This window comes from Aeromonas sp. sif0611, from assembly GCF_019218845.1.
In the GTDB taxonomy this organism is placed as follows: Bacteria; Pseudomonadota; Gammaproteobacteria; order Enterobacterales; family Aeromonadaceae; genus Aeromonas; species Aeromonas media.
The window spans coordinates 510138-535276 of record NZ_JAHUWU010000002.1; the positions used below are offsets into that span (position 1 = coordinate 510138).

The following is a 25139-nucleotide window of genomic DNA, read 5'->3' on the forward strand; positions in this document are numbered from 1 at the left end:
TATGTGCTCCTTAAATATCGCGTCAGCGGACATGTCACCCTATCAGATTTAAGCCAACTCCAAGAAGTCCCGAATGCCTCTCCATTCCGCTCCAGTCAGCAAACACAGACTTCCCATCTCTCCAGTATGGTGTCGCAGCCCTCATCCGGTCTGAGGGAACTGCGGTCCCCGGACGGTCACGACCGCCACCATCATGCATGGCTCCCCTTATCTGCCGATAGCCGACGGGCCCGACCGTAAATATTGTTCGGCCTGACAACCTCGGTTGTATAGTTTTTGGTTAGCCATTCCGGTAAAATCCGCGCCCTTGAATAAGAGCCACCTAAGAGTGATTGAGCGATGTCCAACACAAAACAGGCCCCCAAAGTAGGATTCGTCTCCTTGGGTTGCCCCAAAAACCTGGTCGATTCCGAGCGCATCCTGACCCAGCTGCGTACCGAAGGGTACGATGTGGTGCCCAGCTATGACGATGCGGAGCTGGTGGTGGTCAACACCTGCGGCTTCATCGACAGCGCGGTACAGGAGTCGCTGGAAGCCATCGGCGAGGCCCTGGCCGAAAACGGCAAGGTGATCGTCACCGGTTGCCTCGGTGCCAAAGAGAACCAGATCCGCGAGATCCACCCCAAGGTGCTCGAGATAACCGGCCCCCACGCCTACGAAGAGGTGCTGGGTCACGTTCACAAGTACGTGGAAAAGCCGACCCACAACCCCTTCACCAGCCTGGTGCCGGCCCACGGCGTCAAGCTGACTCCCCGTCACTACGCCTATCTGAAGATCTCCGAGGGCTGCAACCACCGCTGCACCTTCTGCATCATCCCCTCCATGCGCGGGGATCTGGTGAGCCGTCCCATCGGCGAGGTACTAGCCGAGGCCAAGCGCCTGAAAGAGGCCGGCGTGAAGGAGATCCTGGTCATCTCCCAGGACACCTCCGCCTACGGCGTGGACGTCAAGCACCGCACCGGTTTCTACGACGGCATGCCGGTCAAGACCAGCATGGTGGCCCTGTGCGAAGAGCTGGCCAAGCTCGACATCTGGGTGCGTCTGCACTACGTCTACCCGTACCCGCACGTGGATGACGTCATCCCGCTGATGCGCGATGGCAAGGTCCTGCCCTACCTCGATATTCCGCTGCAGCACGCCAGCCCGCGCATCCTCAAACTGATGAAGCGTCCGGGTACCGTCGAGCGCACCCTGGAACGGATCCAGAAGTGGCGCGAGATCTGCCCCGAGATCACCCTGCGCTCCACCTTCATCGTCGGCTTCCCCGGCGAGACCGAAGAAGAGTTCCAGATGCTGCTGGACTTCATCGACAAGGCGGAGCTGGACCGCGTTGGCTGCTTCAAATACAGCCCGGTCGAGGGTGCCAAGGCCAACGAGCTGCCGGATCCTGTGCCGGAAGACGTCCAGGAAGAGCGTTTCCAGCGCTTCATGGAGCTGCAGCAGCAGGTCTCCGTTCGCAAGCTGGCCCGCAAGGTCGGCAAGGAGATGACGGTGCTGATCGACGAAGTGGACGAAGAGGGCGCCACCGGCCGCTCCTTCGCCGACGCGCCCGAGATCGACGGCCTGGTCTACCTGAACGGTGAAACCGGCCTCAAGCCCGGCGACATGGTCAAGGTCCGCATCGACGAAGCGGACGAGTACGATCTGTGGGCCAGCCTGGTCAACTAATCCGCTAACGGATGTGGCACCCGAAGCCAGTCAGTGAATGCTGACTGGCTTTTTTATTGCCCGTAATCAGTCGACACGAAAACCCATTGGCATCCAGCGCCGGGTTCTTCTGTTAGAGAGGGACCACCCGCCATCACCCGACGAGCCGGAAGATTCCTCCTTAGTGAGCCAGCGCACAGTTCTGTCCTTCTCCTCGGAGCGCTTGTTTCAAGCTCAAAAAAAAGCCTCTGGACGGGAGCAAAAACGAGCACGATCCACTTCACACTATCGTCTTTGAATTGTCATAAATGGTGACTTGGTACTTTGTGAGAATTAATGCAACTGTATAATTTAAAAGGATTAAAAATAGAGTTTGACGATAATGACGAGAGGGTGGGAGTTTTTACGATATCGACGAAATGAAGAGTTGTTGTTTTCCTGTTAACTCTGCTTTTCTAGGGGCGTTGGATGACACAACTACAAGGGTGCAAAACCTGACCAACATTGAGGGCCGGTATCCAAGCATGGGATCCGGTGCTCCATTCCAAAACCATGGAAGACCAATAAGAAAGGAAAAAATATGCTTGCCAAAGTATCCAAAATCGCTACCTCAGTCATGCTGGGAACCCTGATGCTCGGTGCCGCCGGCACCGCCATGGCCGCCGAGAACAAGACGGTGCTGACCCTGGTCGCGCAACAGGAGACCGCATGGGTCAAGAACTTCAACCCCTTCCTGCAGGCCGGTCTGCTGCACACCACCCGCCACTTCATCTATGAGCCGCTGGTGATCTTCAACGATATGCAGGGTGGCAAACCCGTCTATCGTCTGGCCACCAACTATGCCTTCAGCGATGACCTGAAGTCGGTCACCTTCGACCTGCGCGAAGGGGTCAAGTGGTCCGATGGTGAAGCCTTCACCGCCGACGACATTATCTTCTCCTTCAACCTGGTCAAGGCCAACAAGGCGCTGGATGAGCGCTCCATCTGGACTCAAATCAAGGGTGTCGAGAAGCTGGGTGAGCACAAGGTCAAATTCGACCTGGCCGAGGTCAACACCAACGTGGTGAATGACCTGGTGCTGGTGCCCATCGTCCCCGAGCATCAGTGGAAGTCGGTGAAAGACCCGGTTGCCTTCACCAACGACAAGCCGGTCGGCACGGGTCCCTTCACCGAAGTGGACAACTTCTCCGCCCAGCTCTATACCCAGTGCCGCAACCCGCACTACTGGGACAACGCCAACCTCGCCATCGACTGCCTGCGCATGCCGCAAATGGCCACCAACGACCAGGTACTGGCTGCTGTGATGAAGGGTGACGTGGACTGGTTCGGCTCCTTCGTGCCGGACATCGAGCGCCTCTACGTCGGCAACGATCCCAAGAACAACAAGTACTGGTTCCCCGCCTCCGGCACAGTGGCGTTCAACGTCAACTTCCAGAGCAAGAACCCGGGCAATAACGAAGCCTTCAACGACATCAACTTCCGCCGCGCCTTCTCCATGGCGATGGACCGCCAGTCCATGGTGGACATCGCAGGCTATGGCTACCCGACCGTCAACGAATACCCGTCGGGCCTTGGCAAGGCATTCGCCTCCTGGGACAACCCGGACGTCGAGAAGAAATACGGCAAATACAACAAGTTTGACCTGGAAGGTGCCAAGGCACTGCTGAAGGAAGTGGGCTACAAGGACTGTGACGGCGACAAGTTCCTCGACACCCCGAGCTGCAAGAAGATCGAGTTCAAGGTGCTGGTACCGAACGGCTGGACCGACTGGGTCAACACAGTCCAGATCGGGGTCGAAGGCCTGCAGGCCCTGGGCCTGAACGCCAAGACCTCCACCCCGGAAGCCACCGTCTGGACCGAGAACCTGATCACCGGTGACTTCGACGTCGCTCTGCAGGGTTACTTTGCCGGTGCCAACCCGCACAAGTACTTCGAGACCGCCTTCCACTCCCGCAACATGGGTGAGCGCGGCAACCGCTTCGCGGCGCCCCGTTACAAGGATCCTGAGCTCGACAAGCTGATCGATGACTTCACCCAGACCGCCGATGCGGCCAAGCAGAAGGAGATCATGTTTGCCATCCAGGAGCGCGTCGGTGCCAACCAGACCATCATCCCGGTGTTCAACAACCCGACCTGGTACGAATACAGCACCAAGCGCTTCAATGGCTGGTTCAGTGCCGACAACCCGGTCGCCAAGCCGCAGGTACACCCGGACACCCCGGAACGTCTGCTGCACGTGTTGTCACTCAAGCCAAACAGCTAATCACCTCGGCCCCCTGCGGGGGGCTTTTTTCCCCGCCATGTCTTCCATCCCCCGTCGTTGCCGGGGTTGGGGGAGCTTTGCCCGGCGCGGGGCAGGCTTGCAGTAAAAGGGTTCACCATGGGATTTATACTAAGACGCTTCTCCTTCTATCTGGTCGCCTTCCTGGTGGCCGCCACCATCAACTTCCTGCTGCCCAGAGCCATGCCCGGAGATCCCGTCTCCGTCATGTTCGCACGGGCCGGCGCCATGATGGAACCTGCCGCCCTCGAGGCCCTCAAGGCCACCTTCGGGTTCGTTGACGGTCCCATCACCACCCAGTTTCTCGCCTATGTGAAGAGTGTCTTCACCTGGGATCTCGGCACCTCGGTGCGCTACTACCCCCAACCGGTCGCCGACGTGCTCGGTCGCGCCATCGGCTGGACCCTGTTCCTGGTGGGTACCTCCACCATTTTGAGCTTCTCCATCGGCTCCATCGTCGGCATCTTCGCCGCCTGGTACCGGGGGGGACGCATGGACAGCATCCTCTCCCCGCTCACCCTGGTGATGCAGGCCATTCCCCCCGTGGTGGTCTCCCTGCTCGCCCTGTTCCTGTTCGGGGTCAGCCTCGGCTGGCTGCCCATCGGCTACGCCTACAGCCCGGAGATCCCCGCCGATTTCGGCTGGGAACACATCAAGAGCATCATGCTGCACGCCATCATGCCGGTGGGCACCCTGGCCATGGTGCAGGTGGGGGGCTTCCTCATCACCATGCGCAACAACATGATCAACCTGCTCGGCGAGGACTACATCACCATGGCCAAGGCCAAGGGGCTCTCCAGCAACAGGGTGATCTTCAACTACGGCGCCCGCAACGCCGTGCTGCCCAGCGTCACCGCTCTCTCCATGGCACTCGGCTTCGTCATCGGCGGCTCCCTCATCACCGAGGTGATCTTCAACTACCCGGGTCTCGGATTGACCCTCTATCAGGGCATCCTGGCCCGCGACTACCCGCTCATTCAGGGGCAACTGCTCATCATGACCATCACCATGCTCAGCTTCAACTTCCTGGCGGACGTGCTCTACGTCTTCCTGGATCCCCGTCTGCGTACAGGAGGCAAATAAGATGCGTATGCCGACCATCCTCAAGATCCTGCTGGGCAACAAGAAGGCGGCCTTTGGCCTCGCCATCGTAGTCACCTTCGTGCTGATGGCCCTGTTTGCCCCGCTGCTCGCCAGCAATGAACCCACCAAGCGGGTCGCCCGCCCCCACCAGCCCCCCAGCATGGAGCTGGTGATGGGCTCCAACCGCATGGGTCACGATCTCTGGGCCCAGTTCACCAGTGGCGCCCGCATCTCCCTCATGGTGGGCTTCGGGGCAGGTCTACTGGTCTGCGCCCTCGCCATCGGCATCGGCATCACTGCCGGTTACTTCGGCGGCGTGGTGGACGAGTGCCTCACCTTCCTGATGAACGTGGTGCTGGTGATCCCCAACCTCCCTTTATTACTGGTGCTCGCGAGCTTTATCGGGGAGGCGTCACCGACGGTGATTGCGCTCATCATAGGCTTTACCTCCTGGGCCTATGGCGCCCGGGTGATCCGTGCCCAGACCCTGGCACTGCGGGAGAAAGAGTTCGTCATCGCCGCCGAGGTGCTGGGTGAGCCGGCCTGGCGCATCATTCTGGTGGAGATACTGCCGAACCTCATCTCCATCATCGGGGTGAGCTTCATCGGCTCCATCATCTACGCCATCGTCACCGAGGCGACTCTGGAGTTCCTGGGGCTGGGTGATCCGACCGTGGTCAGCTGGGGCATCATGCTCTACAACGCCCAGACCTCCAGCGCCATCCTGGTGGGCGCCTGGTGGGAAATCCTGGCCCCCTGCTTTGCCATCGCCACCCTGGGGGCGGGTCTGGCCATGCTCAACTTCGCCATCGACGAGATAGCCAACCCGCAACTGCGCTCTCACAAGGGTCTGCGCCGCTGGAAACAGCTCGCTGCCCCCGTCACCCCCATTGCCGCCCAGGAGAAGACAGCATGAGCTCGCAACAACCCCTGCTGTCGGTACGCAACCTCTGCGTCGACTACATCACCGAGAGCGGCGACGTGCGCGCCGTCAATTCGGTCAGCTTTGACATAGCCCCCGGCGAAGTCTTCGGCCTCGCCGGCGAGTCCGGCTGCGGCAAGTCCACGGTCGCCTTCTCAGTGGCCCGGCTGCACAAGCCGCCCGCCTACATCAGTGGCGGCGAGATCCTGTTCAAGGGGGAGAACATCCTCGGCTTTGACGACGAGCGGCTGCGCAGCTACCGCTGGCGCCAGGCGAGCGTGGTGTTCCAGTCCGCCATGAATGCGCTCAACCCCGTGCTACGCATGGAGGAGCAGTTCTGCGACGTGCTCTTGGCCCACAACCCCGGCATGACCCGCTACGAGGCCATCAAGCGCGCCCAGGAGCTGCTGGAGATAGTCGACATCCACCCGAGCCGGCTCAAGGACTACCCGCACCAGTTCTCCGGCGGCATGCGCCAGCGGCTGGTGATCGCCATCGCCATGGCGCTCAACCCCGAGCTCTTGATCATGGATGAGCCCACCACGGCGCTGGATGTAGTGGTGCAGCGGGAGATACTGCAGAAGGTCTACGCCCTCAAGGCAAAGTTCAACTTCTCCATTCTCTTCATCACCCATGACCTCTCGCTCATGGTCGAGTTCTGCGATCGCATCGGCATCATGTATGCGGGGGAGCTGGTGGAGGTGGCGCCGTCCAAGTCAATTCTGACCGCCCCCTTGCACCCCTACACCAAGGGGCTGGGCAACTCCTTTCCTCCCCTGCACGGGCCGAAAACCGTGCTGGAGGGGATCCCCGGCACCCCGCTCAACCTGCTGGAGGTGCCGGTCGGCTGCCGCTTCCAGGCCCGCTGCGGCAAGGTGCACGAACGCTGCCGCCAGGAATATACCCAGCTGGCCGAGATCCGGCCCGGGCAGCAGGCCGCCTGCCACCTCTATGACTCGGCCGAGGAATCCCTGAACCACCCCATCTATCTGGACAAGGCCGCTGGCTGTTAAGGATGTCTGTCATGCAAATCGCCCAAACCGACGCGCCCATCATCGAGGTCCAGCATCTCTACAAGGACTTCGCCGTCAACTCCAATGCCATCAAAAGCGGCAAGATGCGGGCCCTCTCCGACATCACCTTCAACCTGCACCGGGGCCGCGCCCTGGCGGTGGTGGGGGAATCGGGCTCCGGCAAGAGCACCATCGCCAAGATCATCGCCAAGATGTACAAGCTCTCCAACGGCCGCATCCTCTACCGGGGCCGGGATCTGGAAGAGTTCAACAAGGGCACCGCCCTGCTGGACTATCGTCAGAGCGTGCAGATGGTGTGGCAAGACCCGTTCGGTTCGCTCAACCCGACCCACACCATCTACCACCACATCGCCCGTCCCCTGCTGCTGCACAGCAAGGTGCTCGACAAGAAAGATCTGCCTGACATGGTCTATGCCCTGCTGGAAAAAGTGGGGCTGACGCCGGCCAAGGCCACGGCGGCCAAGTATCCCCACCAGCTCTCCGGCGGCCAGCGCCAGCGGGTCAACATCGCCCGCAACCTGGCGGTGGAGGCGGAAGTGGTGCTGGCGGACGAACCCACCTCCATGCTCGACGTCTCCATTCGCATCGGCATCCTCAACCTGATGGAGCAGATGAAGAACGAACTCGGCGTCTCCATGCTCTACATCACCCACGACATCGCCACCGCCCGCTACGTGGCCGAAGATCTGGCGGTGATGTATGTGGGTCACATGGTGGAGTGGGGGGAAGTGGACGAGATACTGCACCACCCCCAGCACCCCTACACCCAGTTGCTCATCTCGGCGGTGCCCGACCCCGAGAAGAGCATTCACGCCGAGTTGGAGGGGGGCCGCAAGGGGGAGATACCGCTCTGGACCCCGGAATCCCATGGCTGCCCCTTCGCCGGTCGTTGCCATCAGGCCATGCCGCGCTGCAAGGAGAGCCTGCCCCCCGTGACCCGGCTTGCCGACAACCACTTCGTGCGCTGCTACCTGCACGAATAAGCCAGCCCCCTCGCCGGGGACGGCCTTCCCGGCCCGCGACACCTTCACCCGGGCCTCCTCGCGAGGCCCCTTCATTGCCCCAGACCAGGGAGTAAAGCTGGATGGAACTCTTGATCAATCAGGTGGGTTACGAGTGTGACGGGCACAAGATTGCCCTGCTGCAGACCGCCGCCGACGTGGAGATAAGCGGCCTGGTGCGACTGCGCCGCCTGCATGATGACCGCCTCCTGCTGGAGGTTCCTCTCCAGGCCGCAGGCCAGGTGCCCGGCTGGCAGGGGCGCGCTTATTGGCGCGCCGACTTCTCCGCATTCAAGGAGTCCGGCCACTACCGGCTGGAGGCGATAACAGCCCAAGGCATAGTCCGCTCCACCCGCTTCGCCATAGGCCAGGATCTGCTGACCAGCCGCTGCCTCTCCGATGTCATTCACTACTTCAAGGGCCAGCGCGCCAGCGGCACCTTCGATAGAGCCGACCGCCGCGCCCGCCTGTTTGGCACCGACCAGCACAAGGATGTGCACGGCGGCTGGTTCGATGCCAGCGGCGACATGAGCAAGTACCTGAGCCACCTCTCCTACGCCAACTACCTCAATCCCCAGCAGACCCCCCTGGTGGTGTGGAGCCTGCTCAAGAGCCGGGCGCTCCTGGCGACGCGCCACGACATCGACGGGCTGAACCTCTGCAAGCGGCTCAGTGACGAGGGGCTGCACGGGGCGGATTTTCTCTGCCGGATGCAAGATGAGAGCGGCTTCTTCTACATGACACTGTTCGACAAGTGGAGCAAGGATCCCGAGCAGCGCGAGCTGTGCGCCTACGCCACCCAGCAGGGGCTCAAGTCCGACCACTGGCAAGCAGGCTTTCGCCAGGGAGGTGGCATGGCCATCGCCGCCCTGGCCCGGGCCGCCCGCGAGCAGACCGGCGGCGACTTTGATACCAGCCACTATGCCGGGGCGGCTAGGCGCGGCTACCTGCACCTGCGCGAGCACAACCTCGCCTACCTGGACGACGGTTGCGAGAACATCATCGACGACTACTGCGCCCTGCTGGCAGTGGTCGAGCTGACCCAGACCCTTGGCCACGACTGGCTCGGGGAGGCAAGGGACAGGGCTGGCAGGCTCTGCGCCCGCCAGCGCCCCCACCCCGAGCTCGGCCACTACTGGAGTGCCAACGACGACGGCTCGCGCCCCTACTACCACGCCGCCGAGGCGGGTCTGCCGGTGCTGGCCCTGCTGGAATACCTGGGAGTCGAGCCGGATCAGGAGCGCCGCTCCCGGGTGAGCGCCGTGGTGCAGCAGGCGCTGGCCGCCGAGCTGGCCCTCGCCGCCCGGGCAGGCAACCCCTTCGCCCTGGCCCGCCAATATGTGAAGAGCGTCGACGAAGCCCCCCGCATCAGCTTCTTTATGCCCCACCACAACGAGTCCGGTTACTGGTGGCAGGGCGAGAACGCCCGGCTGGCGTCCCTCGCCGCCATGGCCTTCGCTGCGGCCCGCCACTTCCCCCAGCAGAGCCAGCTCCTGATGACGTTCGGCCAGCGCCAGCTCGACTGGATCCTCGGGCAAAACCCCTTCAACGCCTGCATGCTGGCGGGGCACGGCATCAACAACCCGAGCTACACCGCCGGTTATCCCAATGCACCCGGGGGGATCTGCAACGGCATCACCGCCGGGTTCGATGACGAGAATGATGTGGCTTTCATCCCCGAGGAGTACAAGGACAGGCTGGATCAAAACTGGCGCTGGGGGGAGCAGTGGATCCCCCACGGCGCCTGGTTCGCCCTGGCCATCAGCTGGCAGAGTGCGCCGGAGGCCCGTCATGATTGAGTACTGGGTCGGGGTCGATGGCGGGGGAACGCACACCCGCGCTCGCATTCGGGACAAGGGGGGCAGAGTGCTGGGAGAGGGACGCGCCGCAGGCTCCAATCTGGAGCTCGGCATCCCCCTCGCCCACGCCAACGTGCTGGCGGCCATCGCCAGCGCCCGGCTGGCCGCTGGGCTTGGCATCGAGTGCGAACAGCAGATGGGGGTTGGGCTGGCGCTCGCCTCCGCCGAGCTGGCCGACTGCTACCACGCCCTGCTTGAGATGCCCTTCCCCTTCGCGAGCGTCAGGCTCACCTCCGACGCCTTCGGCGCCTGTCTCGGCGCCTTTGGCGGCCGCGAGGGGGCCATCCTCATCGCCGGCACAGGATCCGCCGGGCTCATCTATCGCCACGGCCGGCTTCATACCTGCTCAGGGCGCGGCTTTCCCATCTCGGATCTCGGCAGCGGCGCCTGGCTGGGGCTGCGCGCCATCCAGCAATCCCTGCTCTGCCACGACGGCATACTGCCCCCCAGCCTGCTCGCCGTGCGCCTGCTCGATCACTTCAAGCGGGATCAGGCCGAGGTGGTGCGCTGGGCCGCCCGCGCCATTCCCGCCGACTATGGCCGCTTCGCCCCCTGGGTGTTCGACGCCGCCAGCGACGGGGATGAGCTCGCCAACCAGCTGCTGGATGAAACCTGTGCCCAGTTGCAGACCCTGCTGGAGGGCATGGGGCTGCTGGGAGCCGACCGCATCGCCCTGCTGGGCGGCGTCGGCATGCGCCTGGCCCCTCGCCTGGGGCACCTCAACCTGGTTCCCCCGCAAGCCGATGCGCTGGAAGGCGCCATCCTGTTTGCCCAATCGGAGGCCTACCCATCCTGGCATCCTTGAGCCCTGTCGGGTGTGAACGATGCGCTGGAAAGGGCACAACCCCGTTTGCCCAATCGGAGGCCTACCCATGCCTGCATCCTTGAGCCCTATATGCCCAGTCGGAGGCCTACCCATGCCTGCACCCCTGAGCCCTGTTCACGCCGGGCCACCTGCGGGAGAGGCTCCCATCTTGTTCACCCCATCAGAGGAATACCCATGTCTGCACCCCTGATCCATACCCAGATCGACCGTCGCGACGGTGAAGACGTCTGGTTCCGCTTCACCCTGAGCCAGCTCCCGGCAAGCCCCTGGAAGCTGCACTTCTGCCTGGCTCGCCACATAGATCCCCAGTCGGTGGAAGGGGGATCTCTGGCGCGCCAGAGCGGTAGCTACAAGGTACTGGTACCCAATGAAGGGGGCAGCGAACTGCGTTTTTGCTGCCGCAACACCCCCATCAAGCGCTACTCCGATCTGCCCCTGGGCTTCTTCCTCAGCCTGACGGACGAAGGCGCCCAAGCCCAGCTGCAACCCGTTGTGCAGACGGGCCAGGATCTCGGCCTGCCGCCGAGCCCGGCCGTGGCCCCCGATCTGCCCGAGGTGGAGCCCGCCAACGGCATAGTGCCCCAGCCGGCTCAGCTGCGACTGCCTGAGGGCAACTTCCGCCTGGCCGAGCGGGCCCATGTCAGCGGCCCTGTCTCCCTCGCCCCCCTGCTGGCCCATTTCAACGAGCTGACGGGGCTTGCCCTGACTCAGGATCACGACGCCGAGATCCACCTGGTCGAGGCCCAGCTCCCCCAAGAGGCATACCAGCTCGTCATCACCCCCGAGGAGATCCGCATCCGGGCCGCCGGCGAGGCGGGCTGGCGCCACGGTCTGGTGACCCTGGCACAGTGGGCCCTGCAACACGGGGAGAGCCTGCCCTGCCTCGAAGTGGAGGATGCACCGCGCTTCGGTTTTCGCGGCATCTTTCTCGACTGCGCCCGCCACTTCCACTCCATCGCCACCCTCAAGCGCCTGCTCAAGCAGATGAGCCTCTACAAGTTCAACCGCTTCCACTGGCACCTGACCGATGACGAGGGTTGGCGCCTCGAGATCAAGGCCTTCCCCCAGCTGACCGAGGTGGCGGCCTGGCGGGGACATGGCCTGGCGGTCGGTCCCCAGCTCAGCGGCGGCCCCGAACCCTATGGCGGTTACTACACCCAGAGCGAGGTGCGCGAACTGGTAGCCTACGGTGCCGGGTTCGGCATCACCATCATCCCGGAGATAGACATCCCTGGTCACTGCCACGCGGCCATCAAGGCGCTGCCAGAGCTGCTGCGAGAAGAGGCGGACAGCTCCCGCTACCTCTCGGTGCAATATTTTGACGACAACGTGCTCAACCCGGCCCTGCCCGGCACCTATCGCTTCCTGGAGGCGGTGATAGACGAGGTGTGCGCACTCTTCCCCGGCACTCAGGTGCACATGGGGGGGGACGAGGTGCCGACCGGGGTCTGGACCGACAGCCCCGCCTGTCAGCAGTTGATGGCAGAGCAGGGCTACTCCGATTGCCGGGAGCTGCAAGGCCACCTGCTGCGCCACTGCCAGCAATACCTGGCGGCCAGGGGCAAGCAGATGCTGGGGTGGGAGGAGATACTGCACGGGGACAAGGTGAGCCGGGACGCCACCATCTTCGCCTGGACCAGCTTCCAGGCGGGGCTGGATGCCGCCTCCGCGGGCTACCCCGTGGTGATGGCCCCGGCCCAGTCTCTCTATCTGGATCTCGCCTGGAGCCCGGACATCCATGAACCCGGGCTCTACTGGGCGGGGACCCTCAATCTGGAGCAGGTCTACCGATGTGATCCTGCACCGGTCGATTTCCATGCCAACGATAACATCCTGGGGGTGCTGAGCCCCTTGTGGTCGGAACTGGTCACCTCTCGCGATCGTCTCGACTACATGTTGTTCCCGCGCATGCTCGCCACGGCCGAGGTGGCGTGGAGCGACCCCGCCCGCAAGGCCTGGGATCACTTCGCCGCCCGCCTGCCCGGCCAGCTGCAGATCCTCGATCAGTTACAGGTGCGTTACCGGGTGCCACAGAGGTAGTGTTGTCTTTCTCTTTTTGGCGACCTTTTGGTCGCCATTTTTTTACCACTAAACAACAGAAATCCAACCTGGCCCCTACTTTTACTCCGCCTTTGTTGGCAAAATAAGGCCCCCGATGAGGCCGGGCAAGACGCACTGCGCCCGGGCCTGCATCCGGCTCAACCACAATAACAACCAGCAACGCCTCGGAGCTTACCCTTATGGCCCGCAAACACGTCCAGATCCAGGACAGTGAAGTTGAGTTCCCCGCCGACGTGCAACTCGTCTCCACCACAGATCTGCGCGGCGTCATCACCTACGCCAACCCTGCCTTCTGCCGCATTGCCGGCTACCAGGTCGATGAACTGGTCGGACACAACCACAACCTGGTGCGTCACCCCGACATGCCCAAGGCCGCCTTCGCCGACCTCTGGGATCGCCTCAAGGAGGGCAACCCCTGGCGCGGCATGGTCAAGAACCGCTGCAAGGATGGCCGCTATTACTGGGTCGACGCCTATGTGACCCCCATCTACGAGAACGGCAAGATAAGCGGCTACCAGTCGGTGCGCTGCAAGCCGGAGCCCCAGCTCAAGCTGGTCGCAGCCCAGGCCTATCAGGCCCTGCTCAAGGCAGAACGGGGCGGCGCCAGCAAGCTGCCCTCCCTGCACAGTGCCAGACCCCTGCTGCTCGGCCTGCTGATGCTGGTGCTCTTTGGCTGGGCGGCCTTCTCCCAGGGTGCCCTGACCGTGCTGCTGATGCTGCTGCCCCTGCTGGCCGTCGCCGGTACTTACTGGCGCGAGCTCATCTCGCTGCCACGCTACCTCAAGCGGCTCGGCCAGCAATATGACAGCCTGACCAGGCTGGTCTACTCGGGGGATGCCCCCGGCGCCATTGCCGATTTCCATCTCAAGATGCTGCAGGCCCGCATTCGTACCGTGCTGGGTCGGGTCAACGACGCCACCCATCCCCTGCAGACCCTGGCGACCGATCTGCAGGACTCTTCTCATCAAGCCTTCCTCGACATCAACGAGCAGGACGCCCAGACCCAGCAGATGGCCGCCGCCATGACCCAGATGGCCAGCACGGCCCACGAGATAGCGCGCAACATCCAGGACACCAACAGTCAGGTGACAGAGGCACGCAGCAGTTGCCAGCACACGGTGCAGCAGCTGGATCAGACCGAGCAGCAGATGGAGCTGCTGGCCAGGCAGGCGGAGCATGCCTTCCACTCCGCCGTCGAGCTGGCGAACGAATCCGAGCGGATCGGCAGCGTCATGGGCGAGATCCAGGGCATCGCCGAGCAGACCAACCTGCTGGCCCTCAACGCCGCCATCGAGGCAGCGCGGGCCGGTGAGCAGGGACGCGGCTTTGCGGTGGTGGCGGACGAGGTGCGCACCCTCTCCACCCGCACCCACAAGGCGACCGAACAGATCCAGGGCAGCATCCGCCAGATCCAGCAGACCCTGGGCCGCTGGCAGGGGATGATGCAGGACAATCTTGCCCAGACCCGCGAGTGCGCCCTGATGACGCGCCAGGGCTCCGGCAACCTGCATCTGGTGCTGGGGGAGATAGATCAGGTGACCGAGTTCTCCACCCAGATAGCCGCCGCGGCCGAACAGCAGCAGGCGGTGGTGGAGGAGATCAGCCGCAACATCCACCAGATCTCCCAGTACTCCCGCGCCAACAGCCAGAAGATCCAGGCGGTGGACAACTCCAGCCAGGAGCTGCTCAAACGTGCCAGCGAGCTCAGGGGGCTGAGCCAGACTTTCGGCTGAACCGGATCCCCTGTTGCTCCCCAGACCACGGAAGCGCCACAATGGTGGCGCTTCTGTTTCACGCCGAGTAATACGCCATGATGATGACCCCTCCCCCTTCCCCCTTGAACAAGGTGGCGCGCATCGAGGCTATCCTGGCCCTGATCCCGGCCGGCCGGGTGGTGAGCTACGGCCAGGTCGCCGATCTCGCGGGCCTGCCCGGGCGGGCGCGGCTGGTGGGAAAAGTGTTGCGGGAGACCGACAAGACGCTGCCCTGGCATCGCGTGCTGGGCGCAGGGGGCTCCATCTCCTTGCCCAAGGGCTCGGCGGGGTTTGATGAACAGGTAGGAAGATTGCAGGAAGAGGGGGTGCCCGTGATTGGCGGGCGGGTCAGGATGGGGGAGTGGCAGTGGCAGCCCGACCTCGCCGAGCTGCTCTTTCTGATCCCGTTCTAGTCCCTTTCTGGGCGATTTCGCTAATCGCTGGCAAGGGGGCCCAGGATGTCGTCGCAACGTACCTGCACCGGGATGGTTTCATCTTCCCGCTGCAGCAATACCAGCAGACTCTGCCTGTCCACTTCCAGCACATAGGCCGTTCCTTCCCGTGTCAGGCAGGTCATGCCTGGCCGGATTTCATGTATCTCCATGACAACCTCCCTGTCTTGTGCTGCCATCCATGCAGCCCTCTCAGTATACCGCCATCTCCCAATAAAAAGGCCCCTCGCAAGGGGCCTCTTTCATCATGGTATGAGCGGTAGTGGATCAGGCTTTCTTTGCCTTGGGCAGGCTCTCCTGCCATTTTCCATTGTCGTAATGGGCGGTCCAGCCCGTTGCCTTGCCGTTCACCTCCGTCATCACGTACTGCTCCTTGCTCTTGCGGCTGAAGCGCACCACGGATGCGTTACCGTCAGGATCTGACGCCGGGGCGTCGGCCAGGTACTGATGCTTGGGCGACAACCGATCGCGGAAGCGCTTGAGCTCCTCCACCAGAGGCGCACGAGTCTCGCGGGATTTCGGGAAGTTGCTGGCGGCGAGGAAGAGGCCGGCGGCACCATCACGCAACACGAAGTGGGCATCGGACTGGGTGCACTTGAGCTCGGGCAACGGCACAGGATCTTCCTTCGGCGGCGCGATGTCACCGTTTTTCAGGATCTTGCGGGTGTTCTTGCAGGTCTCGTTGGTGCAACCCATGTACTTGCCGAAGCGGCCGTTCTTGAGCTGCATCTCGGAGCCGCAGCGATCGCATTCGATGCTCGGACCTTCGTAGCCCTTGAGCTTGAACTGGCCCTGCTCGATTTCGTAACCGTCGCAGTCCGGGTTGCGACCACAGACGTGCAGCTTGCGGCTGTCATCGATGATGTAGGCATCCATGGCGGTGCCGCAGACGCCGCAGCGGTGCTTGGCGCGCAGCGCCTCGGTCTCGGCTTCGTCCCCGTCGGTGGCGGAGACGAACTCGTCCGCACTGACCAGGTTGATGGTCTTTTTGCAGCGCTCCTTCGGCGGCAGGGCATAGCCGGAGCAACCGAGGAAGACGCCGGTGGTGGCAGTACGAATACCCATCTTGCGGCCGCAATCCGGGCAGTCGATGTCGGTCAGCACCATCTGGTTGGCTCGCATGCCCCCCTCTTCCGCCGGCTTGTCGGCCTGCTCCAGCTCCTGGGTAAACTCGGCGTAGAAGGCGTCCAGCACCTTCTTCCACTCCAGGCTGCCTTCGGCGATACCATCGAGCTTGTCTTCCATCTTGGCGGTGAACTCGTAGTTCATCAGCTCGACGAAGTTCTCCACCAGGCGGTCGGTGACGATCTCACCCATCTTCTCGGCGAAGAAACGGCGGCTCTCGACCCGCACATAGCCGCGATCGACGATGGTGGAGATGATGGAGGCGTAGGTGGACGGGCGGCCGATGCCGCGTTTTTCCAGCTCGCGCACCAGGGCCGCTTCGGTGAAGCGGGCGGGCGGCTTGGTGAAGTGCTGACGGGGATCCAGCTTGACCAGCTTCAGGATCTCGCCGACGGTCACCGCCGGCAGCTGGCTGTCGTCCCCCTTGCGGCCCATGGGCGGCAGGGCCTTGGTCCAGCCGGCGAAGCGCAGGGTGCGGCCACGGGCCTTGAGCTCGAACTCACCGGCCTTGACGGTCAGGGTGGAGGAGTCGTACTGGGCCGGGGTCATCTGGCATGCCACAAACTGGCGCCAGATGAGGTCATAGAGCCGCATGGCGTCCGGCTCCATCCCTTCCAGCATCTCGGCAGTCACCTGCACGCTGGAGGGACGGATCGCCTCGTGGGCCTCCTGAGCGCCGGCCTTGGAACCATAGAGATTCGGATCGCTCGGCAGATAGGCGGCGCCATACTGCTCGCCGATATATTCCCGCACCGCCTCGACCGCCTCTTTGCTGAGGTTGGTGGAGTCGGTACGCATGTAGGTGATGTAACCCGCTTCATAGAGACGCTGGGCCATCATCATGGTCTTCTTGACCCCGAAGCTTAGCCGGGTGGAGGCCGCCTGCTGCAGGGTGGAGGTGATGAAGGGGGCGGACGGTTTGGAGCCGGTCGGCTTGTCTTCCCGGTTCACCACCTTGTAGTCGACCCCTTCCAGGGCGGCCACGGCGGCGAAGGTCTCGGCCTGGGTCACCGGCTTGAAGTCGACACCGTTGCGGCTGACCACTTCCATCCGCAGGTCGGCCTTGTCACCGGTCAGCAGATCGGCGTTGAGATCCCAGAACTCCACCGGCACGAAGGCCTTGATCTCGCGCTCTTTGTCGACGATGAGGCGCACCGCAACGGACTGCACCCGACCGGCGGAGAGACCGCGGGCCAGCTTCTTCCAGAGCAGCGGGGAGACCATGTAGCCCACGACGCGGTCGAGGAAACGACGGGCCTGCTGGGCGTTGACGCGGTGGATGTTCAGCTCGGACGGCTGGGCGAACGCCTCCTGGATCGCGGTCTTGGTGATCTCGTTGAACACCACCCGCTTGTAGCGGCTGTCGTCGCCGCCGATGATCTCCCGCAGGTGCCAGGCGATCGCTTCCCCTTCTCTATCCAAGTCGGTTGCGAGATAGATGGTGTCGGCCTTGGCGGCCAGACTTTGCAATTCGCTGACCACTTTTTCCTTGCCGGGCAAAATCTGGTAGTTGGCCTGCCAGCCTGCGGTCGGGTTGATCCCCATCCTGGAGAACAGGGCGTTGCGATCCTTGGCCGCCTTCTCGGATTCGCTGAGCTTGATGCCGCGAATGACAGGTTTTTTGGGCTCTGTGCTGCCGCTGCCGCTGGTCGGCAGATCGCGCACGTGACCGACGCTGGATTTCACCACGTAGTCCTTGCCCAAATATTTGTTGATGGTCTTGGCCTTGGCCGGAGACTCCACTATGACCAGTGATTTGCCCATGCTGTAACTATTATCCTCATTGCACCCGACGGGGTTGGCGTGCGGTTTTGTGGGGCTGTATAAGAGATTTGACGGGAAAAAGCAATCTTGTGAACAAATTTGCCATGCAGCCCGAACCACCTTGCTTCTTTATTTATTAATGCGAAGGGGACGCGCGGGAAGCAACCGCTTTTTTGTTTTTATGCTATATCCCCCCCTTTTTTAGATTGGAAATGACATATCCAGCCACCCCCGTCACATAAAAAACCATCTTGGTTATCAGCTTGTTACAAAGGATGAAATCTCTTTATAATGGCCGCACGCCGCAGCTTTGTGCGCGGAAGGAACCGCTCCCCATATAAAAATCGAAAGGATGTAGTCATGAAGCACTTCGAGGTCAACTTCGACGGCCTGGTCGGCCCCACCCACAACTATGCCGGTCTCTCCTATGGCAACGTGGCGTCCCAAAGCAACGCCAAGGAAGCGTCCAATCCGAAGGAGGCGGCCAAGCAGGGGCTGCGCAAGATGAAGGCGCTGACCGAGCTCGGCATGACGCAAGGGGTGCTGGCGCCGCAGGAGCGGCCGGATCTCGCCACCCTGCGCCGCCTCGGCTTCACCGGCAACGATGCCAGCGTCCTGGCCCAGGCCGCAAAACAGGCCCCCGCCGTGCTGGCCGCCTGTTACTCCGCCTCCAGCATGTGGACCGCCAACGCCGCCACCGTCTCGCCGAGCGCCGACACCCAGGATGGCCGCATCCATTTCACCCCCGCCAACCTGACCAACAAGTTCCACCGTTCCCTAGAGCCCGAGGTGACCGGCCGCATCCTGCGCGCGGTGTTCAACAACGATCGCCACTTCAGCCACCATCAGCACCTGCCGGAGAACGATCACTTCGGTGACGAGGGGGCCGCCAACCACACCCGCCTGTGCCGCGCCTACGGCGAGGCCGGGGTCGAGCTGTTCGTCTATGGCCGCAGCGCCTTCGACGTCTCCCAACCCGCCCCCAAGCGCTACCCGGCCCGCCAGACCCTGGAGGCCAGCCAGGCCATCGCCCGCCTGCACGGCCTCGGGGAAGAGAGCGCCGTCTTCATCCAGCAGAACCCGGACGTGATCGATCAGGGGGTGTTCCACAACGACGTGATCGCGGTGGGCAACCAGAACGTGCTCTTCTTCCACCAGCAGGCCTTCCTCCATACCGAGGCGGCCCTGGCCGAGGTGCGCACCAAGTTCGGCGAGGGGGAGCTGCACTTCATCGAAGTGCCGACCAATGAGGTGTCGGTGCAGGACGCGGTGAAATCCTATCTGTTCAACACCCAGATCCTGACCCTGCCATCCGGCGAGATGGCGATCATCGCCCCCACCGAGTGCCGTGACAACCCGGCGGTCTCTGCCTATCTGGCCAAGCTGGTGACCCTGGGCACGCCCATCAAGGGGGTACATTTCATGGACGTGAAGCAGAGCATGCGCAACGGCGGCGGCCCCGCCTGCCTGCGACTGCGGGTCGCCATGAACGACGCCGAGCTCGCGGCGGTCAACCCGGCCTGCCTCATCAACGACAACCAGTTTGCCCGTCTGGACAACTGGGTGGATCGCCACTACCGCGACAGCCTGGCGCTGGACGATCTGCGCGATCCAGCCCTGGTGCTGGAGACCCGAACCGCCCTGGACGAGCTGACCCAGATCCTCAAACTCGGCTCCGTCTACCCCTTCCAGCGCTAAGGCGCGCCATCGGCCTGCAGAGCCGACGCAATAAAAAAGAGAGCCGGGCAATGCCCGGCTCTCTTGTTTCAACCTATTGAACTGTGCCTCAGCGCCAGGGACTCTGCTGCCACAGGCGGCCGAGGGCACCCTCCAGCCCCAGTGCGGCCTGGCGGCCCAGCCGCTGGGTCAGACTTTTGGGCTTGCGGTAGCTGATGCCGACCACCTTGTGGTGGCTGGCCTGGGCCAGCAGGTAGTCATCGCTGGTGCAGAGCGCATCCACCAGGCCGAGCTGCTTGGCCTGGCTCGCCAGCCAGTGCTCCCCCGTGGTGACCTTGTCGATGTCGAGGTCGGGTCTGTGCTCGGCCACGAACCCCTTGAAGCGCTCGTGGATGGCCCCCAGCTCCTCGCGAAACTTCTCCCGCCCCAGATCGTCGTTCTCGCCGAACATGGTGATGGTGCGCTTGTACTGGCCGGCGGTGTGCATCTCGAACTCGATATCGTGTTTTTTCAAAAGTTTGTTGAAGTTCGGCAACTGGGCTATCACCCCGATGGAACCGACGATGGCAAAGGGCGCCGCCAGTATCTTGTCCGCCACACAGGCCATCATGTAGCCACCGCTCGCCGCCACCTTGTCGATGGCCACCGTCAGCGTGATGTCCTTATCACGCAGGCGCTGCAGCTGGGAGGCCGCCAGGCCATAGCCATGCACCACGCCGCCGCCGGACTCGAGGCGCAGCAGCACCTCGTCCCCGGGCCGGGCGACCCCAATCACGGCGCTCACCTCTTCCCGCAGGGAGGCCACTTCCCTCGCATCCATGCTGCCGTGAAAATCGAGCACAAACAGCCGGCTGCGCTCATCGGTCGCCTTGGCGCGCGCCTTGTCTTCGGCCTTGCGTGCCTTGTCCATCTGCTTGCGCTCGGCCTTGCCGGCCAGGGCCGTCTGCAACTGATGACACCCCTGCTCCAGCTCGCTGGAGAGATCGGTCACCACCAGCTCCCCCTTGCGGGTCCTGGGCTGACGGCTGCTCGCCACCATCAGGACGACGGCGCCGATGGCCAGCAGGAGGGTGAGGGTCTTGGCCAGGAACAGGCCGTATTCGGTCAAAAATGCCACTTGATGCTCCGCGCTATGTTCGGTTTTTTCACATAGTAAGGAGTTTGTCGGCGCCGCGCAAAAACTCTGCCCTGGCCCAGGGCCGTCTTGCGCCAATTCAGGCTACCGCCCTGTTTTCTTCACATTTTTGCCGTCTCATGCTGGTCAACGGCAGGGCCGGATCAGTACACTTGCCTCCTCTATTGCGCCCATCCGCCACGGATTTGTTAACAGGAGTGCACATGCTCGATTATCAGGCCCCTCGGGATCTGCTCAAGGACAAGGTCATTCTGGTAACGGGTGCCGGTGACGGTATCGGCCGCGAAGCGGCGCTCACCTATGCCGCCCACGGCGCTACCGTGGTGCTGCTCGGCCGCACCAGCGCCAAGCTGGAGGCGGTCTATGACCAGATAGAGGCGGCCGGTCACCCGCTGCCCGCCATAGTCCCTGTCGATTTGAAAGGGGCCACCGCCGCCCACTACCGCGGCATGGCCGAGACCTTCTCCCAGCAGTTCGGCCGCCTCGACGGCGTGCTGTTCAATGCCGGCCTGCTTGGCACCCTCTCCCCCTTCGAACATATCCAGGAGAAGGAGTGGGACGAGGTGATGCAGGTCAACGTCAAGTCGGAATTCCTGCTGACCCAGGCGCTGCTGCCCCTCATTCGCCAGACCGCCAAGGCGCACGGCGAGGCCTCCATCGTCTACACCTCCTCCAGCGTGGGGCGCAAGGGACGAGCCTACTGGGGCACCTATGCCATCTCCAAGTTCGCCGTCGAGGGCATGATGGAGGTGCTGGCGGACGAGCTGGAGAACACCGGGGTGCGGGTCAACACCCTGAACCCGGGAGGCACCCGCACCAGGATGCGCGCCAGCGCCTTCCCGGCGGAAGATCCCCAGTTGCTGAAGACCCCGGCCGACCTGATGCCGCTCTATCTCTATCTGATGGGGCCGGACAGCCGTGGCAAGACCGGCCAGACCTTCGTGGCCCAGCCCAAATAAATCAACACACTAACCAGATGGGGTTAAAGTGAAGGGGGGCGCCAGTCGAGCCCTGTTGAATCCCATCGGCCCCTGACAGGTTGCACTATGTTTCGTCCCAAGAGCACGTTTGAGCAATGGCGGATCTTCCAGGCCGTGGTGGACTGTGGCGGTTACGCCCAGGCCGCGGAGGCGCTGAACAAGAGCCAATCCTCCCTCAATCATGCGGTCGCCAAGCTGCAACAGAGCCTGGGACTGGCCCTGCTGGAGGTGAGGGGGCGCAAGGCGGTGCTCACGCCGGCGGGGGAGATCTTCCTCAAGCGGGCCCGCCAGCTCAGCCAGCAGGTGGAAGAGCTGGAGAACCTGGCCAACAACCTGGAGCGCCAGTGGGAGCCGCAGATCAACCTCTATGTGTCGGTGCTGCAACCGCGCGAGCGGCTCTATCGGGCGTTGGCGCACTTCCATCCCCGCAGCCGGGGTTGCCGCATCAATCTGCACGAGCGGATCCATTGCCACTTCAATGCACTCCAGGTGGGGGATCTGATGCTCTCCGAGCACCTGCCCCACGATCGCACCGGTCTGCCCCTGGACGAGGTCTGCCTGTTGCCGCTGTGCGCGGCTGAACATCCCCTCGCCGGGCAGGAGGAGCCCATCACGGCCGAACTGCTCGCCAGCCATAACCAGATAAGCCTGCACCCCCCCATCCACCGCTCGGTGGACTGGAACGATGCGGATGACACCGGCTGGAAGGCGACCCACTATCGCGAGGTGCTCAGCATGGTGAGCCTCGGTCTCGGCTATGCCTGGGTACCACGCCACCTGGTGCAGGAGGAGCTCGCCAGCGGCGCCCTGGTGAGGCTCGATCTCGCTGGCGGCAGCGAGCGCTACCTCTACACCTACCTGCTCACCCCGTCGACCGATGCCCTGGGGCCGGCAGCCGAACTGCTGCTGCGCTGCCTGCGCAACGAATACCAGGCCGACAGCGGCAAATAGTCCCGCGCCGGCCAACGCGGCCGGCCCCTGCTCATCCCGTCAGGCCCTCACTCGCCCGCCCCGGGCACCTCACACATTGGGCACCCGCCAGCAGGCGGCCAGCGCGGCCAGCGCCAAGGCGGTGGCCACCATGAAGACCCCGTGAAAACTCCAGATCTCCGCCACCGTCCCCGCTATGGCACCCGCCATGATGGAGCCGGTGCGGATGCTGTTGGCAAACAAGGTAGTCGCCACCCCGGCCCGGCCCGGCATCAGATCCTGGAAATAGGACATGCCGATGCCGGCGACGATGCCGATGAAGATGGCGTTGAGCAGTTGCAGCGCGATGAGGGCCCCCTGACTCGACAGGGTCACCAGGCCGGCGTAGAAGCCGACCCCGGCCAGCACCGCCAACAGCATCATGGGCCGCTTGCCAAAACGCCGGGTGTAGTAACCCGCCAGCAGCATAAAGGGGATCTCCAGGGCCGCCGCCGTGCCCATCAGGATCCCGGCCAGCTTCTCCTCCAGTCCCAGCTCACGGGTGATGTAGAGCGGCATGTTGATGAGGTACATGCTGTTGCAGGTCCACATCAGAGTGGAGGCGATGAAGAGCGCCCGCACCGAAGGATCTCGCCAGCTGCTGACCCGCTCCCCTTCGCCCCGGATGCTCGGCAGCGGCAGGGAGGGCAACCAGCGCCAGACCACGAAGGCACAGATCAGATAAGCCAGGGCGGAGGCCAGATACATCACCTCGAAGCCGTAGCCGATGGCGAGCGCGAAGGCCGCCGGTGGCCCAATCACCCAGGCCAGGGAAAACTGGGCCCGCAGCACCGAGCTGAACATGTCCGCCCGCTTGTTGCGGCTGTCGGCATATTCGCGTGCCAGGGCAAACAGCTGGGGACTGGCGGTGGCGGTCAGGCTCGCCAGCACCACCCCCAGGCTCACCAGCAGCCAGTATTGCCGGTTCCAGGCAAACAGCAGGGAGAGCACTATGCCGGCGACACAGCAGCGCAGGATCAGTTGCTTGCGATCCCCCCCGCTGTCGGAGCGATGGCCGAGCCACTGGCTGATGAGGATGCCGATCACCGCGTTGATGGTATAGAAGAGCCCCACCAGGAAGGGGCGCACCTGCACCTCTTCGGCCAGAAACAGGCTCAAGGTGGGCACCTGAAGTGCCACCGCCACCCCGGTCATGAAGGTCACCGCGAGGAAAGAGAGAGAGACGGGATCCGGCCTCTTGCGGGCAGCACTCAGCAAACTCATAGAGATACCATTGATATGGAAGAGAAAAAGGGAGCCAGAAGCCGGCGGGTGTACAGTATGACGGCGTTTATTTTATGCGATTATCAACAGCCACCTCAAGGGTTGCGAGGCCACGTCCAAGTCCGTACATTGGTAAACCCTCTGGCCAGTACAAGGATTTCACATGTTTGATTTTGATCGGGAGATAGATCGCAGCGGCACCATGAGCCTGAAGTGGGACAAGTACAAGGGTCAGGATGTGCTGCCCATGTGGGTGGCCGACACCGACTTCGCCTCACCCCCCGCCGTCATCGAAGCGCTCACGGCGCGGGTGGCCCACGGCATCTTCGGCTATTCCCGCCCCTCCCCCCGGCTGATCGAACTCATCATCACCCGCATGCAGCAGCGCTATGGCTGGACTATCTCCCCGGAGTGGCTGGTCTTCCTGCCGGGGGTGGTGCCCGGTCTGAACCTCGCCTGCAAAGCCTGGAGCCAGCACGGCCGTGGCATCATCACCCCCAAGCCGGTCTATTACCCCTTCCTGCAGGCGCCAGGCTTCAACGATCGCCCCCTGCTGACCGTCCCCATGATGGAGGAAGCCGGACGCTGGGTGCTGGATCTGGAGGAGCTGGAGCGCCAGGCTCCCTCCGCCGACCTGCTGCTCTTGTGCAACCCGCACAATCCGGGGGGCACCGTCTTCACCCGCGAGGAGCTGCTCGCCATCGACGCCATCGCCGAGCGCCACAATCTGGTGGTCTGCTCGGACGAGATCCACTGCGATCTGCTGCTGGACAAGGATGCCCGCCACCTGCCCTACGGTGCCCTGAGCCCGTCGGCCGCCGAACGCAGCGCCGTCATGATGGCGCCGAGCAAGACCTTCAATATCGCGGGTCTGTGCTGCTCCTTCGCGGTAGTGCCCAATAGCCGCCTGCGCCTCAAGCTGCAGCAGGCGATGCGCGGCATCAGTGCCGACGTCAACCTGCTGGGCTTCGTGGCCGCCGAGGCCGCCTACGAGGGTGGTGAACAGTGGCTCAGCGAACAGCTCGACTATCTGAGGGCCAACCTGACACTGATCGAACAGGCGGTTGCCCGCTGGCCCGGCGTCAAGCTGGCAAAGAATCAGGCGACCTATCTCGCCTGGATCGATGTGAGCGGCCTCGAGCTGGATGACCCGGTCGCCTTCTTCGAGCAGGCGGGTGTCGGTCTCTCCCCGGGCGCCCAGTTTGGTGATGGCCAATGCGTGCGCCTCAACTTTGGCTGCACCCGGGCTCGCCTCACCGAAGCCTTGGCGCGCATGGAGAAAGCCATTCTTCAGCGCAGCATCTGACAAGGATCGCACGCTCCGGCAAGCCACCGGGCAAGGCTC

Annotated in this window: 19 protein-coding genes; 15 read left to right on the top strand and 4 right to left on the bottom strand. The window is 63.3% G+C overall.

Going from position 1 to position 25139, the window contains the following annotated elements:
* The first annotated feature begins 339 nt into the window (after nucleotides 1–339).
* The 11 genes from rimO (at nucleotide 340) to KW824_RS07280 (ending at nucleotide 14881) form a co-directional block, all read left to right on the top strand.
* On the top strand, nucleotides 340–1668 hold the full coding sequence (gene rimO / locus KW824_RS07230; RefSeq protein WP_218409399.1) for a 30S ribosomal protein S12 methylthiotransferase RimO: 1329 nt from the start codon (nucleotides 340–342) through the stop codon (nucleotides 1666–1668).
* A 559-nt stretch (nucleotides 1669–2227) separates the two neighbouring features.
* Nucleotides 2228–3910: an ABC transporter substrate-binding protein gene (locus KW824_RS07235; RefSeq protein ID WP_218409400.1), complete on the top strand. Its 1683-nt coding sequence runs from the start codon at nucleotides 2228–2230 to the stop codon at nucleotides 3908–3910.
* 117 nt (nucleotides 3911–4027) lie between these two features.
* Complete coding sequence (locus KW824_RS07240; RefSeq protein WP_042648440.1) at nucleotides 4028–5011, top strand: ABC transporter permease; 984 nt, start codon at nucleotides 4028–4030, stop codon at nucleotides 5009–5011.
* Between the two features lies 1 nt (nucleotide 5012).
* Nucleotides 5013–5927 (top strand): ABC transporter permease, encoded by a 915-nt coding sequence (locus KW824_RS07245; RefSeq protein WP_042648441.1) that lies wholly within the window; start codon nucleotides 5013–5015, stop codon nucleotides 5925–5927.
* Nucleotides 5924–6946, top strand: a complete 1023-nt coding sequence (locus KW824_RS07250) for an ABC transporter ATP-binding protein (protein ID WP_042648442.1) — start codon at nucleotides 5924–5926, stop codon at nucleotides 6944–6946. Before KW824_RS07245 ends, KW824_RS07250 begins: the two co-directional genes overlap by 4 nt.
* 11 nt (nucleotides 6947–6957) lie before the next feature.
* Nucleotides 6958–7950 (top strand): ABC transporter ATP-binding protein, encoded by a 993-nt coding sequence (locus KW824_RS07255; protein WP_218409401.1) that lies wholly within the window; start codon nucleotides 6958–6960, stop codon nucleotides 7948–7950.
* 101 nt (nucleotides 7951–8051) lie between these two features.
* Complete coding sequence (locus tag KW824_RS07260) at nucleotides 8052–9767, top strand: glycoside hydrolase family 9 protein (protein ID WP_218409402.1); 1716 nt, start codon at nucleotides 8052–8054, stop codon at nucleotides 9765–9767.
* A complete protein-coding gene (locus tag KW824_RS07265) occupies nucleotides 9760–10632 on the top strand; it encodes a BadF/BadG/BcrA/BcrD ATPase family protein (RefSeq protein WP_218409403.1) in 873 nt (290 codons plus the stop codon). Before KW824_RS07260 ends, KW824_RS07265 begins: the two co-directional genes overlap by 8 nt.
* 195 nt (nucleotides 10633–10827) lie before the next feature.
* Nucleotides 10828–12693 carry a beta-N-acetylhexosaminidase gene (locus KW824_RS07270; protein WP_218409404.1) on the top strand — a complete coding sequence of 622 codons (1866 nt, stop codon included), beginning with the start codon at nucleotides 10828–10830 and terminating at the stop codon, nucleotides 12691–12693.
* Nucleotides 12694–12893: 200 nt separating this feature from the next.
* A complete protein-coding gene (locus tag KW824_RS07275; RefSeq protein WP_218409405.1) occupies nucleotides 12894–14447 on the top strand; it encodes a PAS domain-containing methyl-accepting chemotaxis protein in 1554 nt (517 codons plus the stop codon).
* Between the two features lie 77 nt (nucleotides 14448–14524).
* Nucleotides 14525–14881: an MGMT family protein gene (locus KW824_RS07280; protein ID WP_218409406.1), complete on the top strand. Its 357-nt coding sequence runs from the start codon at nucleotides 14525–14527 to the stop codon at nucleotides 14879–14881.
* Between the two features lie 20 nt (nucleotides 14882–14901).
* On the opposite strand, the gene KW824_RS07285 is transcribed toward KW824_RS07280, so the two are convergent.
* Both KW824_RS07285 and topA read right to left on the bottom strand, forming a co-directional pair.
* A complete protein-coding gene (locus KW824_RS07285; protein WP_162852227.1) occupies nucleotides 14902–15072 on the bottom strand; it encodes a hypothetical protein in 171 nt (56 codons plus the stop codon).
* A gap of 115 nt (nucleotides 15073–15187) precedes the next feature.
* Nucleotides 15188–17809 (bottom strand): type I DNA topoisomerase, encoded by a 2622-nt coding sequence (topA, locus tag KW824_RS07290; RefSeq protein ID WP_171273422.1) that lies wholly within the window; start codon nucleotides 17807–17809, stop codon nucleotides 15188–15190.
* A 360-nt stretch (nucleotides 17810–18169) separates the two neighbouring features.
* On the opposite strand from topA, the gene astB reads away from it, so the two are divergent.
* Entirely contained in the window at nucleotides 18170–19507 is a 1338-nt protein-coding gene (astB, locus tag KW824_RS07295; RefSeq protein WP_218409407.1) for an N-succinylarginine dihydrolase, read from the top strand.
* A gap of 88 nt (nucleotides 19508–19595) precedes the next feature.
* Here the strand turns inward: astB and sohB are convergent, their stop codons facing one another.
* A complete protein-coding gene (gene sohB, locus KW824_RS07300; RefSeq protein WP_218409408.1) occupies nucleotides 19596–20603 on the bottom strand; it encodes a protease SohB in 1008 nt (335 codons plus the stop codon).
* A 221-nt stretch (nucleotides 20604–20824) separates the two neighbouring features.
* Between sohB and KW824_RS07305 the strand changes: the two genes are divergently transcribed.
* Complete coding sequence (locus KW824_RS07305) at nucleotides 20825–21580, top strand: YciK family oxidoreductase (RefSeq protein WP_218409409.1); 756 nt, start codon at nucleotides 20825–20827, stop codon at nucleotides 21578–21580.
* A gap of 87 nt (nucleotides 21581–21667) precedes the next feature.
* Nucleotides 21668–22552: a LysR family transcriptional regulator gene (locus KW824_RS07310; RefSeq protein WP_005331279.1), complete on the top strand. Its 885-nt coding sequence runs from the start codon at nucleotides 21668–21670 to the stop codon at nucleotides 22550–22552.
* A 69-nt stretch (nucleotides 22553–22621) separates the two neighbouring features.
* On the opposite strand, the gene KW824_RS07315 is transcribed toward KW824_RS07310, so the two are convergent.
* Nucleotides 22622–23794, bottom strand: coding sequence for an MFS transporter (locus tag KW824_RS07315; RefSeq protein ID WP_218409410.1), 1173 nt, complete (start codon nucleotides 23792–23794; stop codon nucleotides 22622–22624).
* A gap of 163 nt (nucleotides 23795–23957) precedes the next feature.
* On the opposite strand from KW824_RS07315, the gene KW824_RS07320 reads away from it, so the two are divergent.
* Nucleotides 23958–25100 (top strand): MalY/PatB family protein, encoded by a 1143-nt coding sequence (locus KW824_RS07320; RefSeq protein WP_218409411.1) that lies wholly within the window; start codon nucleotides 23958–23960, stop codon nucleotides 25098–25100.
* The last annotated feature ends 39 nt before the right edge of the window (nucleotides 25101–25139 follow it).